This is a genomic window from Streptomyces sp. NPDC007856 (assembly GCF_042868225.1).
Classification (GTDB): Bacteria; Actinomycetota; Actinomycetes; order Streptomycetales; family Streptomycetaceae; genus Streptomyces.
Window position 1 is genome coordinate 100,889 of record NZ_JBIAEC010000016.1, and the last position, 16,228, is coordinate 117,116.

The 16,228-nt window shown below is 72.1% G+C and carries 10 protein-coding genes and 1 pseudogene; 8 read left to right on the top strand and 3 right to left on the bottom strand.

Annotation, left to right across the window (positions count from 1 at the left end):
* Nucleotides 1-440: 440 nt before the first annotated feature.
* Nucleotides 441-1,609 (bottom strand): annotated as a pseudogene (locus ACFYOH_RS32880) (RNA-guided endonuclease InsQ/TnpB family protein).
* An 11-nt stretch (nucleotides 1,610-1,620) separates the two neighbouring features.
* Between ACFYOH_RS32880 and ACFYOH_RS32885 the strand changes: the two are divergent.
* A complete protein-coding gene (locus ACFYOH_RS32885) occupies nucleotides 1,621-1,803 on the top strand; it encodes a transposase (RefSeq protein ID WP_388633210.1) in 183 nt (60 codons plus the stop codon).
* Between the two features lie 309 nt (nucleotides 1,804-2,112).
* Here ACFYOH_RS32885 and gndA read toward each other — a convergent pair whose 3' ends face one another.
* A complete protein-coding gene (gene gndA, locus ACFYOH_RS32890; RefSeq protein ID WP_388633213.1) occupies nucleotides 2,113-3,552 on the bottom strand; it encodes an NADP-dependent phosphogluconate dehydrogenase in 1,440 nt (479 codons plus the stop codon).
* 338 nt (nucleotides 3,553-3,890) lie between these two features.
* On the opposite strand from gndA, the gene ACFYOH_RS32895 reads away from it, so the two are divergent.
* Complete coding sequence (locus ACFYOH_RS32895) at nucleotides 3,891-5,048, top strand: transglycosylase family protein (protein WP_388633216.1); 1,158 nt, start codon at nucleotides 3,891-3,893, stop codon at nucleotides 5,046-5,048.
* Here ACFYOH_RS32895 and ACFYOH_RS32900 read toward each other — a convergent pair.
* Nucleotides 5,038-6,198 (bottom strand): DMT family transporter, encoded by a 1,161-nt coding sequence (locus ACFYOH_RS32900; protein ID WP_388633218.1) that lies wholly within the window; start codon nucleotides 6,196-6,198, stop codon nucleotides 5,038-5,040. The two genes, ACFYOH_RS32895 and ACFYOH_RS32900, sit on opposite strands and share 11 nt — an antisense overlap.
* A gap of 228 nt (nucleotides 6,199-6,426) precedes the next feature.
* Between ACFYOH_RS32900 and ACFYOH_RS32905 the strand changes: the two genes are divergently transcribed.
* The 6 genes from ACFYOH_RS32905 to ACFYOH_RS32930 all read left to right on the top strand — a co-directional run bounded on the left by ACFYOH_RS32905 (nucleotide 6,427) and on the right by ACFYOH_RS32930 (nucleotide 16,223).
* Entirely contained in the window at nucleotides 6,427-7,176 is a 750-nt protein-coding gene (locus ACFYOH_RS32905) for a (2Fe-2S)-binding protein (protein WP_388633221.1), read from the top strand.
* 46 nt (nucleotides 7,177-7,222) lie between these two features.
* Nucleotides 7,223-8,368 (top strand): glycogen synthase, encoded by a 1,146-nt coding sequence (glgA, locus tag ACFYOH_RS32910; RefSeq protein ID WP_388633556.1) that lies wholly within the window; start codon nucleotides 7,223-7,225, stop codon nucleotides 8,366-8,368.
* A gap of 50 nt (nucleotides 8,369-8,418) precedes the next feature.
* Complete coding sequence (gene glgC / locus ACFYOH_RS32915; RefSeq protein WP_388633223.1) at nucleotides 8,419-9,639, top strand: glucose-1-phosphate adenylyltransferase; 1,221 nt, start codon at nucleotides 8,419-8,421, stop codon at nucleotides 9,637-9,639.
* A gap of 314 nt (nucleotides 9,640-9,953) precedes the next feature.
* Nucleotides 9,954-12,275, top strand: coding sequence for a GH92 family glycosyl hydrolase (locus tag ACFYOH_RS32920; RefSeq protein WP_388633225.1), 2,322 nt, complete (start codon nucleotides 9,954-9,956; stop codon nucleotides 12,273-12,275).
* A 155-nt stretch (nucleotides 12,276-12,430) separates the two neighbouring features.
* The gene (locus ACFYOH_RS32925) at nucleotides 12,431-13,762 is read left to right on the top strand and encodes a wax ester/triacylglycerol synthase family O-acyltransferase (protein WP_388633228.1); all 1,332 of its coding nucleotides are present in this window, start codon (nucleotides 12,431-12,433) and stop codon (nucleotides 13,760-13,762) included.
* A gap of 958 nt (nucleotides 13,763-14,720) precedes the next feature.
* On the top strand, nucleotides 14,721-16,223 hold the full coding sequence (locus ACFYOH_RS32930) for an SDR family NAD(P)-dependent oxidoreductase (protein WP_388633230.1): 1,503 nt from the start codon (nucleotides 14,721-14,723) through the stop codon (nucleotides 16,221-16,223).
* Nucleotides 16,224-16,228: the final 5 nt, after the last annotated feature.

Here is a 16,228-nt window from a genome sequence, read left to right on the forward strand (position 1 = left end):
TCGGGTAGGCGGGGGAGTAGTCCAGAGGCGACGTTCAGCGACTGCCCGGAGGACGCCATGACGAACCCACTTCTCGAGCCGGTCCCCCCGTGGCCGGCACCGGGTCCGGGTCCCACCACACCGGACCCCTACCCGAGCCCCGTCCCGCCACCCGAGCCGGGCCCCCAGCCGACACCCCCACCGGGCCCCGGGCCCACACCACCCCCACCGGGCCCACAGCCCACACCACCGCCGCCGGGCCCCGACCCGACGCCACCCCCGGGACCCCCGGCCCCAGGTCCCCCGGAGCCCTCACCGTCCCCCATCCCGCCGGGCCCGGAGCCGGTACCGAACCCCGAACCCGGTCCACCACTGACGTCAACTTGACCCGGACCTAAAGGACCGGGTTTGGAGGTAGAGCCCGACTGGCTGCTGGGTGGCCTCCTCCGTCCAGACACTCCTTATGGGGTGGCAGGGACGCGTGACTCACGCCCCGCGGTCCACGCGTCCTCGCCTCTGCGGGCGAGGACGTGGGAAGCGTTCCGGTCGGCGTGCGCAACGACGCCGCACGACCGGCATGCGAACTTGGCTTGGGAGGTGCGGTTGAGCCGGTCGACGTGTCCGCACTGCGCGCACTCCCGTGAGGAGTAGGCGGGGTTGACGAACACGAGCGGGACACCGGCCCGCCGCGCCTTGTAGACGATGAAGTCTCCGAGCTGGGCGAAGGCCCAGGAGTGGAGTGCGACCCGTTGGGGCTTGCGGAGCCGTACCCTCTGCCGGATTCCCTTGAGTTCTTCCAGGGAGAGTCCGGCGGAGGTGCGTTCAGCCTCGGTCACGATCGTCTTGGCGATGATGTGGTTGGTGTTCTTCACGTGCCGCTGTTCGCGCCGGGAGCGCTCCTTGAGCCGGCGCTTCGCGGACCTGGTGCGCTTCTTCTGGAGCTTGGCCCGCAGGGCAAGCTGCCGCTTGCGGTACCGGTTCAGGCCGCGTCCGGCGGCCTGGTAGCCGGTGGACGTGGTGGCGATGTTGACGATGCCCAGGTCCACGCCGATGAAGCCATCCGGCCCGTACTGCTTGGCCTCGGGAACCTCGCACGTGGCGATCAGATAGAACACGCCGCCGCGCTCGATCAGATCCGACTCGCCCTTACGGTACTGCTGGAGCACCTTGAGCGCGTCGGCGGAGCAGACGAAGCGGACGTTCTTAAGGCGCCCGGCCGTGGTCCAGATCGACACCGTCTGCCGGTCGTACTGCCAGCTCAAACACCGGTCGTCGTACGGCTGCGCGGCCTCGGGCCGGACGTGATCGGCTTGGACTCCGCCTTACGCCGGCGCTTCGAGCCCTTCTTGCCCAGGTTCCCGGCCTTGAGGTTGGCGTGCAGCGTGGTGTACGCGTCGCGCACCTTCTTGATGACGTGTTGCGCAGCCTGCGCCCCCAGCCCGGAGGCTTTGAGGTGGGCGTACGTGTGCTTGCGCAGCTCGTACTCACGCGGCACGTCGCGGGCGAACGCCACGTCGGAGACCCAGTTGGCCAGGTCGTTGACCGTGCGCAGGGTCGCCGACAGCGCGGACGCCAGGTCGGCCTCCGGTATCAGCTTGACCTGCGTCACGATCTTCACGGGCATGATCATAACGTTGATCCATGTCCCCACGCTGGGAGCCAAACCCCAACATCCGCTCGGGCCGTACCGTCGTCCATACCCGCCACGCCCACTTGGTCTTCACGCCCAAGGTCGCCCTGTCCCGGCTCGTCGGCTCACTCAAGGGCGTGTGCGCCCGCAGGCTCCGCCAGGAGTTCCCCGGCCACATCCGCAGCTACCGATGAGGCGACCACTTTTGGTCCCCTACTTCGCCACGTCGTGCGGGGGCGCCCCGTTGGCGATCATCAAGGAGTACATCGAGAACCAGAAACGTCCCGGATGAGGTCAACAGCGCAGATCCGTGCGCCCGTGCGGGTCACCCCTGTTTTGAGAAGCGCTTCCTCCCGGGCGTGACCGCCCAGGGTTCCGCGCTAGATCATGTTGAAGAACCCGGCGTGAAGCGCCGGTTCCTCAGGGGGCGCGGGGAACTGCGCGACCCGCCACGAGGCGCCCGCACATGCCGCCGGCCGCGCGTTCCCCCACCCGAGCAGACCTCAGGCGGACACCTCCGACCGGTCCCCACCCCACAACGTGTGGAACGAACCCTCCCGGTCCACCCTCCGATACGTGTGCGCCCCGAAGAAGTCCCGCTGCCCCTGCGTCAGAGCGGCCGGCAGGCGCCGCGCACGCAGCGCGTCGTAGTACGCCAGCGCCGCCGCGAACCCCGGCGTCGGCACCCCCTGCCGAGTCGCGGCGATCAGCACCTCACGCCAGTCGTCCTGCGCGTCGGCGATCTCGCGTGCGAAGGTCTCGTCCGACAGCAGGCTCGGCAGGTCGGCGCGGGCGTCGTACGCGGCGCGGATCCGGTCCAGGAACGCGGCCCGGATGATGCAGCCGCCCCGCCAGATCGAGGCCACCGCGCCGAGGTCGATGTCCCAGCCGTACTCCTCGCTGCCCGCCGTGATCTCGTGGAAGCCCTGCGTGTACGACACGATCTTGGACGCGTACAGCGCCTGCTCCACCCGGTCCGCGAAGGCGGCCGCCTCCGCCTTGCTCAGCGGCGCCGCCTGCGGACCCGCCAGCCCCTGCGAGGCCTCGCGGAGCTTCGCGTGTCCGGACAGCGAGCGCGCGAAGACGGCCTCGGCGATGCCGGACACCGGAACGCCCAGGTCCAGCGCGATCTGGACGGTCCAGCGGCCGGTGCCCTTCTGCTCGGCCTGGTCCACCACCACGTCCACGAACGGCTTGCCCGTCGCCGCGTCCACGTGCGACAGCACCTCCGCCGTGATCTCGATCAGGTACGAGTCGAGACGGCCGGTGTTCCACGTGCGGAAGATCTCCGCGATCTCGGCGGGGGAGTACCCGGCGACATCGCGCAGCAGCTGGTACGCCTCGCCGATCAGCTGCATGTCGGCGTACTCGATGCCGTTGTGGACCATCTTCACGAAGTGCCCGGCGCCGTCGGGCCCGCAGTGGGTCACGCAGGGCGCGCCGTCCTTCGCCTTCGCGGAGATCTTCTCCAGCATCGGGCCCAGTGACGCGTACGACTCCACCGAACCGCCCGGCATGATGCTCGGACCGTGCAGCGCCCCCTCCTCGCCGCCGGAGATGCCCGTGCCGACGAAGTGGATGCCGCGCTCGCGCAGCTCCCGCTCCCGGCGCCGGGTGTCCGCGAAGTGCGCGTTGCCGCCGTCGATGATCATGTCGCCGGGTTCGAGGAGCGGCGCGAACTCCTGGATCACCGCGTCCGTCGGCTCGCCCGCCTTCACCATGATGATCAGACGGCGCGGGCGCTCCAGCGCCGCCACGAACTCCTCGGCGGTCTCGGTCCCGATGAAGTCGCCCTCCTGCCCGAACTCCTCCACCAGCGCCTTCATCCGCGACGCCGTACGGTTGTGCACCGCGACCGTGTAGCCGTTGCGGGCGAAGTTGCGGGCGAGATTGCGGCCCATGACCGCGAGGCCCGTGACACCGATCTGCGCTGAAGTGCTCATACCGCCTGCTCCCTAGCTGCCTCGTGACTACGGCTCCGTCAGTACGGGTCCGCCAGGGCCTGCCGCCATATTCCCGCCCGCCCTCCGGGCGGACGACGGGAATATGGCGACAAGCCCTGGCCCATCCTTACGTGCCGCCACGGCGAGTGCACATCCGACCCGCCATGCCTTTGTACGCACGCACGCCGCCCTCGGCCTCAGTCTCCGGCGATCCGGACCAAGCGGGGGCCGTTCCCGGCCACTTCGGCGGTGCGGGAGGCCGGTTTTCCGTCTTGTCATGGCCTGTTCGCGGCGCTTACTTTTGCCCCCTCCTGCCGCATGCCGAGGGGAATTCGGACATGGCCGTACGCGGCCGGCATCGCCGGTACCAGCCGAACAGGATCAACCGCGCCTCACTCACCGTCACGGCGGGCGGCGCCGGCCTCGCGATCCCGCTGGTCGCCGCTGGCGCGGCCGACGCGGCCGACGCCTCCACCTGGAACAAGGTCGCCGCCTGCGAGTCCAGTGGGAACTGGAGCATCAACACGGGCAACGGCTACTACGGCGGGCTGCAGTTCACCCAGTCCACCTGGGAGGCCTACGGCGGCGCCCGGTACGCCCCGCGCGCCGACCTCGCGACCAGGGACCAGCAGATCGCCGTCGCCGAGAGGGTCCTCGACGGGCAGGGCCCGGGCGCCTGGCCGGTCTGCTCGGCGCAGGCCGGGCTGACCCGCGGGGACGCCGAGCCCGCAGTGCACACCGACAGCACCACCAGGCGTCCCGCGAAGACCGCCGCGCTGAAGGACGTACAGGCGCACACCACCCCCCAGTCGCGCGCGGGCCGGGCCGAGATGTACACGGTGGTGCACGGCGACACCCTGTCCGGCATCGCCGACGAGCACCACGTCCGCGGCGGCTGGCACGCGCTCTACGCCGGCAACCGGGGGACGATCGGCGCCGATCCCGACCTGATCCTGCCGGGCCAGCGGCTCAGCCTGCGCGGCGGGGCCGCCACCGACACCAAGTCCCCGCAGAAGAAGGATCCTTCGGAGCACCGCACGGCACCGCACCGGACCGCACCGCACCGGACCAAGAGCGCCAAGAGCACCGGCCGGACCCTCGTCGCCCCCGTCGACGCGCCCATCGGCACCGGCTACCGCGTGGCCGGCTCGCACTGGTCGAAGGGCTACCACACCGGTGTCGACTTCCTGGTGCCGACCGGCACCTCCGTGCGGGCCGCCGAGGCCGGGCAGGTGGTGGCCGCGGGGTGGGGCGGCTCCTACGGCTACCAGGTGGTGATCCGGCACGCCGACGGCCGCTACACCCAGTACGGCCACCTGTCGGCCATCTCGGTGCGGATCGGGCAGAACGTGACCACGGGCCAGCGCATCGGCCGTTCCGGAGCCACCGGGAACGTCACCGGCCCGCATCTGCACTTCGAGGTGCGGACCGGACCGGACTTCGGTACGGACATCGACCCGCTCACCTATCTGCGGGCCGGCGGCGTCAGGATCTGACGCACGCACCCCGCCCGTCCAGGACCGGCAGCGGTACCCCGACGCCCGCGGGCAGCGCGAGGTACGACGCGGGGAGCGAGCGGACGTCCGGCGGTCCGCCGCCGTCGGTGCCCTGCCCGCGGGCGCCCGGAACATGGCTGCCGTCCGGGCCGGGCACGAGCAGGTGCCGCAGCACCGGCGCGTCGGGCGTGCCGTCGGCCTCGGTAAGCCCTTCCCGCCCCGGCTCGGCCTCCGCGGCCCCTCGCTGCTGGGGCACGGTGGGGAACGCCTCCGCGGCGGCGACCGGTTCCGGGCCGCCGTCCGGCAGGGCCGGCGTCCCGGCGCGCTCGATCCGCTCGGTCGTCAGCATGATCAGGCCGCCCGCAGCCACCACCCCGCAGGTCACGGCCAGCGCGGTGCCCGCGCCGCCGTGGCGGAACGTCTCGCCGAACATCAGGATGCCGACGGCGGCCGCCAGCACCGGGTTGACCACGGTGAGCGTGGCCAGTGGCGCGGCCAGACCGCCGCCCCGGTAGGACGCCTGGGACACCAGGACACCGGCGACGGCGAACAGGGCGATCACCGCGAGGGACGGCAGATCGTCCAGGTCGATGCCGTGCGTCCAGTCGACGGCCACGGTCTTGGTGAACACCGACGACATGCCGAACGCTGTGCCGGAGGCGGTGGCGAGCAGCACGCTGCGCACCGCCGGGTGCCGGTGCGCGGCCCGGCCGGCGCACATCAGCGCCACGACCGCGCCGCCGCTGACCAGCGCGACCGCCACCCGCTGGGCCGTGTCGAGGGAGTGGCCGTCGGAGGAACCGACCAGGGCGAGCAGACCGGCGAGGCCGACGGTGGCCATGACCGCGCCGCGCCAGGCGGTCGCACCGGCCCGGCGGCCGACGAAGAGCGCCGCCAGGGGCAGGGCGAAGACGATGGTCAGCGCGCCGAGCGGCTGGACCAGGCTGAGCGGTCCGTAGGCCAGCGCCACCACATGGAGCACGCCGCCGAGGCCGTTGAGGGCCAGCGATCCCCACCAGCCGGGCCGCCGCAGCGGAAGGTACGCGCTGCCGGGGGAGGAGACCGCCACCTGCTCCTGCACGATCGCGCCGGCCGCGTAGGCGAGGGCGGACGCGAACGACAGGAGCACGGACAGCGCGAGGGCGCTCATCTGCGTCTCCTCTGCGGGCGGCGGGGGCTCTGGGCCCGGCACGACGTACGGTCGGCTTCCATGGCCAACACTCTGCCCGGCCGTGCCCTTCCCGTCGTCGTCCCTGAGCACGCAATGCCTCCTACTGCCGATGGAGTACACGGACCGCGCGATCATCCTCGCGACGGGTGACGCGAGGCGGAGACCCCGTGCGAGGACCGGGGAACTCACCTGGTAGCAGTACTCGTCGTGGACCTCGACCCCGCTCTCGCTGCCCTCCGCCCGCTCGGCGGCTTCTTCGTCCTGCGCACGGTCCCGGGTCCGGCCGCAGTCACCGACGGACCGGATCCCCGGCAACTGCCGACCCTCGCCGAGACCTACGCACGGGTGGCGCCGGACGCGTTGGCGGTGCGGGTGGCCGTGGTCGGGGACCGGCTGCGCACCCGCGAGCCACGCGTGGCCGCCTCCATCGCCCAGCAGGGGCTGGCCGCCCGGCTGTGGTCGGCTGCCCTCGGCTGTGCCGTCCGGTACGGCCGGCTGCCCGAGCTCGCCCCGCGGCTGCTGCGCTGGGACCCGCTCGCCTCCGCCCCCGACGACCTCTACCTGACCGAGCTGCGCCCGCGGCCCGGCGACGCCGCCGGTCTCGCCGCAGCCGTCCTCCACGGACACCTGCAACCCCTGGCGGACGCCCTGAGCGCCGGCTACGGCAGCGCACCCGGACTGCTGTGGGGCAACGCGGGCTCCGCGCTCGCCGGAGCGGCCCGCGAACTGGACCGCTGGGCCCGCGCGCACGGCCGTACCGATCTGGCCGACCGGACCCGCGCCCTGACGGACGAACTCTTCGCCCACCCCCTGCTCCGTGCCACCGGCATCCGCACCGGCACCGCCTTCCGCCGCCGCAGCTGCTGCCTGTACTACCGGGTGCCCGGCGGCGGGGTGTGCGGCGACTGCTGCTTCACCCGGCCGCCGCGCTCTTCCCCAGGGGCCGCTTCTGGGTGACCATGAAAGGAACCTGCCGCCGATGCCAGGGGGTTGTCCGGTGCGAGTGGGACTGCTGACCCGGGAGTATCCCCCGGACGTGTACGGCGGTGCGGGCGTCCATGTGGAGTTCCTGGCCAGGGAGTTGACCTCCCTGGTGGACCTGGAGGTGCACTGCTGGGGCGAGGGACGCGGCGTCGGTGTCGTACGCCACCGCCCCTGGTCGGTGCTGGACGGGGCCAACGACGCGCTGCGCACCTTCTCCGTGGACCTGTCCATCGCCGCCGCCCTCGAAGGCCGCGAACTCGTCCACTCCCACACCTGGTACGCGAACCTGGCCGGCCACTTAGCCAAGCTCCTGTACGGCGTCCCGCACGTGGTCACCGCGCACTCGCTGGAACCGCTGCGGCCCTGGAAGGCCGAGCAACTGGGCGGCGGATACGCCCTGTCGGGCTGGGCCGAACGCACCGCGGTCGAGGCCGCCGACGCGGTGATCGCCGTGTCCGGCGCCATGCGCGAGGACATCCTCGCCTGCTACCCGGCGCTCGACCCGGCCACCGTGCACATCGTGCACAACGGCATCGACACCCACCTCTACCGGCCCGACCACGGCACCGACGCCCTCACCCGCCACGGCATCGACCCCGCCCGCCCCTACGTCCTGTTCGTCGGCCGGATCACCCGCCAGAAGGGCGTGCCCCATCTGCTGCGCGCCGTACGGGACATCGACCCGGGCGTCCAGGTCGTGCTGTGCGCGGGCGCCCCCGACACCCCGGAGATCGACCGGGAGTTCCGGGAGCTGTTCGAGGAGCTGAGCCGGGTCCGCGCGGGCGTGTTCTGGATCCCGCAGATGCTGCCGCGTCCGGAAGTGATCCAACTCCTCACGCGCGCGGCCGTGTTCGCGTGCCCCTCGGTGTACGAACCCCTCGGCATCGTCAACCTGGAGGCGATGGCCTGCGGCACTGCGGTCGTGGCCTCCCGGGTCGGCGGGATCCCGGAGGTCGTGGAGGACGGCCGTACGGGCCTCCTGGTCGATGTGGACGACGAGTTCGAGGCGGGCCTCACGCGGGCGCTGGACACCGTCCTCGGCGACCCGGAGGCGGCCTGGCGGATGGGGGAGGCCGGACGGGCGCGCGCGGTCGGCGAGTTCGGCTGGGACGCGGTGGCCCGGCGCACGGCCGCGCTGTACGAGGAGATCCTCAAGCAGGCTTAGTCCCGTCTGCTCGGGGCAGCCATGGTTCAACCAGGGTGAGGGGAGCGGCCATGCGTCGTGGAGGGCCTTCCGTACTCGGGATCGTACTGGCGGGCGGTGAGGGAAAGCGTCTGATGCCGCTGACCGCCGACCGCGCCAAACCAGCCGTCACCTTCGGCGGCACCTACCGTCTCGTCGACTTCGTCCTGTCCAACCTCGTCAACGCCGACGTGCTGCGGATCTGTGTGCTGACCCAGTACAAGTCGCACTCGCTGGACCGGCACATCACCACCACCTGGCGGATGTCCAGCCTGCTCGGCAACTACGTCACACCGGTCCCGGCGCAGCAGCGGCTCGGTCCGCGCTGGTACCTGGGCAGCGCCGACGCGATCCTGCAGTCGCTGAACCTGATCCACGACGAACAGCCGGAGTACGTGGCCGTGTTCGGCGCGGACCACGTCTACCGCATGGATCCCCGGCAGATGCTCGCCCAGCACATCGAGGGCGGGGCCGGCGTGACGGTGGCCGGCATCCGGGTGCCGCGCGCGGAGTCCTCCTCCTTCGGGGTCATCACGCCGGGGCGGGACGGCCAGGTCGTCGAGCGCTTCCTGGAGAAGCCCGCCGATCCGCCGGGCCTGCGGGACGACCCGGAGACCGTCTTCGCCTCGATGGGCAACTACATCTTCACCACCAAGGCCCTGATCGAGGCGCTGCAGCGGGACGCCGAGGACGAGCAGTCGGTGCACGACATGGGCGGCTCGATCCTGCCCCAGCTCACCGGGCGCGGCGAGGCCCAGCTGTACGACTTCGCCGAGAACCACGTGCCCGGCGAGACCACCCGCGACCAGGGCTACTGGCGGGACGTGGGCACCCTGGGCGCCTACTACGAGGCGCACATGGACCTCATCGCCGAGCGGCCCGCGTTCAACCTCTACAACCGCCAGTGGCCCATCTACACCCACTCGGGCCAGCTCTCCCCGGCCCGCTTCAACGCGGGCGGCATCGCGAGCGAGTCCATCATCAGCGCGGGCTGCCTGATCCGCGGTCAGGTCACCCGGTCGGTGCTCTCCCCGGGCGTACGGGTCGACCCGGGCGCGGTGGTGCAGGGCTCGGTGCTGCACGACAACGTGCGCATCGGCCGGGGTGCGGTGGTGCGCGGCGCCGTCCTGGACAAGAACGTCGAGGTCCCGCCGGGCGCGACGATCGGCGTCAACCCGGAGCGGGACGCGGAGCTGTACACCGTGTCCAAGGGCGGGGTGATCGCCCTGGGCAAGGGGCAGCGCGTGCTCTGAACCTCGTCAGCCCGCCGCAGGAAGTCCGGTGCCGGGTCGTCTCTCGTTCGCGGGTCCGTTGGCTGGCCGCGCGGTTCCCCGCGCCCCTTCGGCACGCTCGCCAGCCGCGGGCACGCGCGCGAGGCTGCGGACTCGTCGCACTCGTCCGGCTCACCGCAGTCACGAGGGGTTCGGCCCGGCGCTCTGACGTTCCGTCACCGTCCGGGCCCTGCCTGGCGCGACGCGTTCGCCCGATAACCGTACCTTGCCCGGATCTGAGTCGTTCGACCTTCAGGATTCAGACATCGATGTCGAACCTGCGGAGGTCATGCGACATGAGAGGGACCCGGCGCACACGGCTGTGCCTGGCCGGAGTGATGGCAGCGTCGGCGCTGATCGCCACCCCCGCCGCACGGGCCGCCGAGCGGACCGACGGCCACCTCGCCGATCTGGTCAACCCGTTCATCGGGAGCCAGGACGAGGGCAACACCTTCCCCGGCGCGGCCGTGCCCTTCGGCATGGTGCAGCTCTCCCCGGACACCGGGCACAGCACGGGCTACGACTACACGCAGAGCCATATCCGCGGTTTCTCCCTGGTCCATCTCTCGGGCGTCGGCTGCCGCATCGGCGGCGACCTGCCCGTGCTGCCCACCATCGGCGACGTCACGCAGACGGACTACACCCGGTACGCGGCCGGCTTCTCGCACCAGGACGAGACGGCGAGCCCCGGCTACTACCGGGTGGGCCTCTCCTCCGGCATCCGGGCCGAGCTGACCGCGACCGAGCGCACCGGTGTGCAGCGCTACACCTTCCCCGCCACCGGGAAGGCCAACGTCCTGCTGAACGCGGCCCAGTCGCTGCACAGGGCGGTCTCCAGCAGCGTCCAGATCCTCGACGACCACACCGTGCGCACCGAGATCACCGGGCACGGCTTCTGCCGGGACACCGGCCCCTACACGGTCTACACGATCACCCGGTTCAGCCGGCCCTTCACCGCGTACGGCACCTGGGACGGCGAGACCCTCACCCCGGGATCCCGCAGCGGACCCGGCGGTGCCTACGTCCGCTTCGACACCACCAGGAACCGTACGGTCGAGGCGACCACCGCCCTGTCGTACGTCGACGCGCGCGGCGCGGCCGGCAACCTGGCCGCCGAGGGCGGCCGGTCCTTCGACGCCGTGCGCGAACGGGCCCGCGAGGCGTGGGAGAGGCGGCTCGCCGCCGTGCGCGTCCAGGGCGGTACCGGCACGCTGCGCCGGACCTTCTACTCCTCGCTGTACCGGTCCTTCCTCGCGCCGAACGTCGGCAGCGACACCGACGGCCGCTACTTCGGCTGGGACCGCCGTGTCCACCGCGCCCAGGGCTTCACCTACTACCAGAACTGGTCGCTGTGGGACACCTACCGCACCCAGGCCCAGCTCCTCGCGCTCCTCGCGCCGCGCGAGGCACGGGACATGGCCCGCTCGCTCGTCGCGGTCGACGAGGACGGCGGCTGGCTGCCCAAGTGGGGGTACGGCCCGGTCGAGACGAACGTCATGAGCGGTGACCCCGTCACCCCGTTCCTGACGACTGTCTATCAGACCGGGCTGCTCAAGGGCTTCGAGGAGCGGGTCTACCGCGCGCTGAGGAAGAACGCCGACGGCGTCCCCCCGGCCGAGTACCCGGGCATCGGCCGTGAGGCCAACGCGGAGTACCTCGCGCGCGGCTTCGCCCCGTACGTCAAGGACCGGCCGTACGCCAAGATGGGCGACTCCGACTACCACCACGGCGCCTCCGTCACCCTGGAGTACGCGCTCGCCGACGCCATGCTGGCCCAGATGGCGCGGGGCCTCGGCCACGAGGACGACGCTGCCCGCTACGCGGCACGGGCGCGGAACTACCGGAACATCTTCGACCCCGCGACCGGCTTCTTCCGCGCCCGCGACGCCTCCGGTGCCTTCACCGGCTCGGCCGACCCGGCCCGCGGCACCGGCTTCCACGAGGGGACCGCCTGGCAGTACCAGTGGCTCGTGCCGCAGGACGTGCCCGGCATGGTGCGGCTCATCGGCGGCGAGCGCGCGGCCAACGACCGGCTGGACTCCTTCTTCGCCTACGACCGGCTGTTGGCCGACCCCGCGAGCACCGCCCGCGAGGTGTGGGTGCACGGCGACGCGTACGCGTACTACAACGCCGACAAGTACAACCCGATGAACGAGCCCGACCTCATCGCGCCGTACACCTACCTGGCCACTGGTCAGCCGTGGAAGACCACCGACGTGGTGCACGCCGCCCTGACCCTCTTCACCGACGGTCCCGGCGGCATCACCGGCAACGACGACCTGGGCACGATGTCCGCCTGGAACGTGCTGTCGTCCATCGGGCTGTTCCCGATCCAGCCGGGCTACGGCACCTGGGGCCTGTCCACGCCCGTCTTCGACCGGATCGACCTCACCCTGGACCGCCGGTACTGGCCGGGCGGCAGGCTCACGATCGCCGCGCCGGGCACCTCGGCCACCGACCGCTACATCCAGACCGTCCGCACCGACGGGAGACCGCACGGGAAGACCTATCTGACGACGGGCGCGCTGCGCTCCCTGCGCACGCTCGCGTTCACGGTCGGCCCGCGCCCGTCTGAGTGGGGTACGTCACGCGGGGCGGCGCAACCGGTCCTGAAGTGATCTCGCGTATCCCTAGGTCCCGCCCCTGTTGGAGGGGCGGGACTTAATCTTCTGTTAACTGAGCGTAGCCTGATCGTACTTGACCGTAATCGGTTGACAGAGATTGACTGCGAGTGACTGCAGATCCACCCGTCGTCGACGCGTGAGGCAAGCCCTTGACTTCCGACCTGCTCGCTCCACTCGACCTGGCGTTCTGGAACATCGAGTCCGACCGGCATCCGATGCATCTCGGCGCGCTCGGCGTCTTCGGTGCGCACTCGCCCACCGCGGGCGCCCATGCCGCCGACTTGCTCGCCGCCCGGGCCGCCGCCGTACCGGGGCTGCGCCTGCGCATCCGCGACGTGTGGCAGCCGCTGGCCTTCGGCGGCGCCGCCCGGGAACCCGACCCGGAGTTCGACCCGTTGAACCATGTCCGGCTGCACGCTCCGACCTCCGACTTCCACGAGGTCGCCGGCCGGCTCATGGAGCGGCCGCTGGAGCGCGGCCGGCCGCCGTGGGAGGCGCATGTGCTGCCCGGCGAGGACGGGATGTCCTTCGCCGTGCTGTTCAAGTTCCACCATGCCCTCGCCGACGGGCTGCGGGCGCTGAAGCTCGCCGCCGGCGTCCTCGACCCGGTGGACCTGCCCGAGCGGGCGCCCCGGGCCATCGAGCCGCCGCGCGGGCTGCTGCCGGACGTGCGCAAGCTGCCGGGGCTCGTCCCGGGGCTGGTCAAGGGCGCGTTGTCCGACGTGGGCCGGGCGCTGGACATCGGCGCCTCCCTCGCCCGGTCCACCCTCGGCATGCGGCCCGTCTCCGCGCTCACCTCCGCCCCGAGCGGCACCCGCCGTACCGCCGGGGTGGTCTTCGACATCGACGACGTGCACCGCGTGCGCAAGACCGCCGGCGGCACCGTCAACGACGTGCTCATCGCCGTCGTCGCCGGGGCCCTGCGCAGTTGGCTGGACGAGCGCGGCGACGGCAGCAAGGGGGTGGCGCCCCGTGCCCTCATCCCCGTCTCCCGGCGCCGTCCGCGCACCGCGCACCCACAGGGCAACCGGCTCTCCGGCTATCTGATACGGCTCCCCGTGTACGAGCCGGATCCGCTCGGCCGGCTGGACACCGTGCGCACCGCGATGGTCCGCAACAAGGACGCGGGGCCGAACCGGGGCGCTGGTGCCGTGGCGCTGCTCGCCGATCATGTCCCGGCCCTCGGCCACCGGCTCGGTGGGCCGCTCGTCGGGCAGGCGGCCCGGCTGTGGTTCGACATCCTGGTGACCAGCGTGCCGCTGCCGGGTCTGGGGCTGCGGCTCGGCGGTCACGAGCTGAGCGAGGTGTATCCGCTGGCCCCGCTCGCACCGGGGCAGTCGCTGGCGGTGGCCATCTCGACGTATCGCGGCCGTGTGCACTACGGGCTGGTCGCCGACGCGCAGGCCGTGCCGGACCTGGACCGGTTCGCTCACGCGGTGTCGACCGAGGTGTCCACACTGCTGGCGGCCTGCGACGCCTGACGCCCCAGGGCTCCCACCCGCACCGCCGTGCGTCTTCGCCGCTCGCCGCCCGGTGCGGGTGGCCCCCTGTGGGGCGGGTTCGCCATCGGCGTGTGCGGGGCCGTGGCGCGGGGTCGTCCGCCCTTCGCCCCGGTCCGGGGGTTCCCACCCGTGCCGGCCGTGCGGTTTTGGCCGTCGGGAGCGGGTGGGCCCCCCGCGGGGCGGGTTCGCCGTCGGTGGGTGGGGGCTGTGGGGCGGGGTGGTCCGGGCTCCTGTGTGGTCGGGGATTCCGCCTGTGTCGGCCGTGCGGCTTTCGCCGCCGGTGCGGGTGGGCCCTGTGGGGGAGGGTTCGCCGTCGGTGGTGGGGGCGTGGGGGTGGGGGGTCCGGCGTTCGGCCTGGTCCGGGGTTTCCACCCGTACTTGCCGTGCGGTCTACGTCGTCCTGCGGTGGCCCCCCGCGGGGCGGGTCCGCCGTCGGTGGGTGGGAGGCCGTGGGGCGGGATGGTCCGGGCTTCGGTCTGGTCGGGGATTCCGCCTGTGTCGGCCGTGCGGCTTTCGCCGCCGGTGGGGGTGGCCCTCGGTGCGGCGGGTTCGCCGTCGGTGGGTGGGGCTGTGAGGCGGTGCGGTCCGCCCTTCGGCCTGGTCCTGGGGTCCCCACCCGTGCCGGCCGTGCGGTTTTGGTCGTCGGGTGCGGGTGGCCCTCGGTGCGGCGGGTTCGCCGTCGGTGGGCGGGTGGTTCGGCGTTCGGTCTGGTCGGGGGTTCCCACTCCGCAGCGCCCGTGATGGTTTTGTCGTTGGGGGTGGGTGGCCCCGTGGGCGCGGGGCGGCCGGGTTCGGGGTGCCGGTGCCGGTGTCGGCGCGTCGTGGCTTCGGTGCTGGTGCGGGTTTGGCGGGAGGCCCGTGCGCTCCGTAAAATTCCCCGTTCGAAAGCGGGCGCGAGTCGGAGCGCTGCGCGGGTGATCAGGGAAGCGGCAGCGCGATGACGGTGACAGAGGACGGCTCCATGGCCTGCATGGCCACGGAGGAAGTGGTCTACGGCCCCGGTATCGACCCGGAGCGGCTGGCCGTCTGCCTCAGCGTGCTGGAGGAACTCGACCAGCTGGAGGTCGACCACCCGGACGCGATCAAGGTCCGCCGGGCCACCTCGCACATCTACCGTACGGTCAAGCAGCGCCGCCGCCAGGAGCGCCGCGCAGCCAAGACCGCGCACGACCGCGCCGTCACCGAGGCCACCGCCACCGGCTCCGCCGAGCGCATCGACGACGAGACCGAGGGCATCCTGCCCACCTCCAAGATCGAGGAGGGCAAGATCGCGGGCATACTCCAGCGCCCGCGTTCCTGCTACACCTGCAAGACCCGATACGTCGAGGTCGACTACTTCTACCACCAGCTGTGTCCGGACTGCGCCCGCACGAACCGGACGAAGCGGGACGCCCGCGCCGACCTCACCGGCAAGCGCGCCCTGCTCACCGGCGGTCGCGCCAAGATCGGCATGTACATCGCGCTGCGGCTGCTGCGCGACGGCGCGCACACCACCATCACCACGCGCTTCCCCAAGGACGCCATCCGCCGCTTCAAGGCGATGGAGGACTCGGCGGACTGGATCCATCGGCTTGAGGTCGTCGGCATCGATCTGCGCGACCCCGCGCAGGCCGTCGCCCTGGCCGAGCAGCTCGCCGAGGCGGGTCCGCTCGACATCCTGATCAACAACGCGACACAGACCGTACGCCGCCTGCCCTCCGCGTACGCGGCCCTGGTCGACGGCGAGACCGCCCCGTTGCCCGCCGGTGAACTCCCCGCCCACCACGTCATCGGCGCCTTCAACTCCGGCGCCGTCGACGGCATCGCCGCGCTCCCCGTCGGCACCAGCGGCCTGGACGCCCAGAAGGTCGCCGACCTCGCCCTCGTCGCGGGCAACGCCAGTGTCGCCCGGCACCTGGAGGGCACCGCCATCGACGCCGGCGGCCTGGTCCCGGACGTCGTCGACACCAACACCTGGGTGCAGACCATCGAGCAGATCTCCCCGGTGGAGCTGCTGGAGACCCAGCTGTGCAACTACACGGCGCCGTTCATCCTCATCAGCAAGCTGCGCCCGGCCATGGCCGACGCCGCGAAGAAGGCGGCCAGCGGACGCGCGTACGTCGTCAACGTCTCCGCCATGGAAGGCGTCTTCGGCCGCGGCTACAAGGGCGCCGGGCACCCCAACACCAACGCCGCGAAGGCCGCCATGAACATGGTCACGCGGACCAGCGCCCAGGAGATGTTCGACACCGACGGCATCCTCATGACCTCCGTCGACACCGGCTGGATCACCGACGAGCGCCCGCACTACGACAAGCTGCGCCTCGCCGAGGCCGGCTTCCACGCGCCCCTCGACCTGGTCGACGGCGCCGCCCGGGTCTACGACCCGATCGTGCGCGGCGAGGCGGGCGAGGACCTGTACGGCGTCTTCATGAAGGACTACGCGCCCGGCAAGTGGTGACCGGC

What these genes read in the sequence shown, in the direction of transcription:
- gndA (WP_388633213.1), bottom strand. Translation starts at nt 3,552, where the DNA reads ATGAGCACTTCAGCGCAGATCGGTGTCACGGGCCTCGCGGTCATGGGC.
- ACFYOH_RS32895 (WP_388633216.1), top strand. Translation starts at nt 3,891, where the DNA reads ATGGCCGTACGCGGCCGGCATCGCCGGTACCAGCCGAACAGGATCAAC.
- glgC (WP_388633223.1), top strand. Translation starts at nt 8,419, where the DNA reads ATGCGTCGTGGAGGGCCTTCCGTACTCGGGATCGTACTGGCGGGCGGT.
- ACFYOH_RS32885 (WP_388633210.1), top strand. Translation starts at nt 1,621, where the DNA reads ATGTCCCCACGCTGGGAGCCAAACCCCAACATCCGCTCGGGCCGTACC.
- ACFYOH_RS32920 (WP_388633225.1), top strand. Translation starts at nt 9,954, where the DNA reads ATGAGAGGGACCCGGCGCACACGGCTGTGCCTGGCCGGAGTGATGGCA.
- ACFYOH_RS32930 (WP_388633230.1), top strand. Translation starts at nt 14,721, where the DNA reads ATGACGGTGACAGAGGACGGCTCCATGGCCTGCATGGCCACGGAGGAA.
- ACFYOH_RS32900 (WP_388633218.1), bottom strand. Translation starts at nt 6,198, where the DNA reads ATGAGCGCCCTCGCGCTGTCCGTGCTCCTGTCGTTCGCGTCCGCCCTC.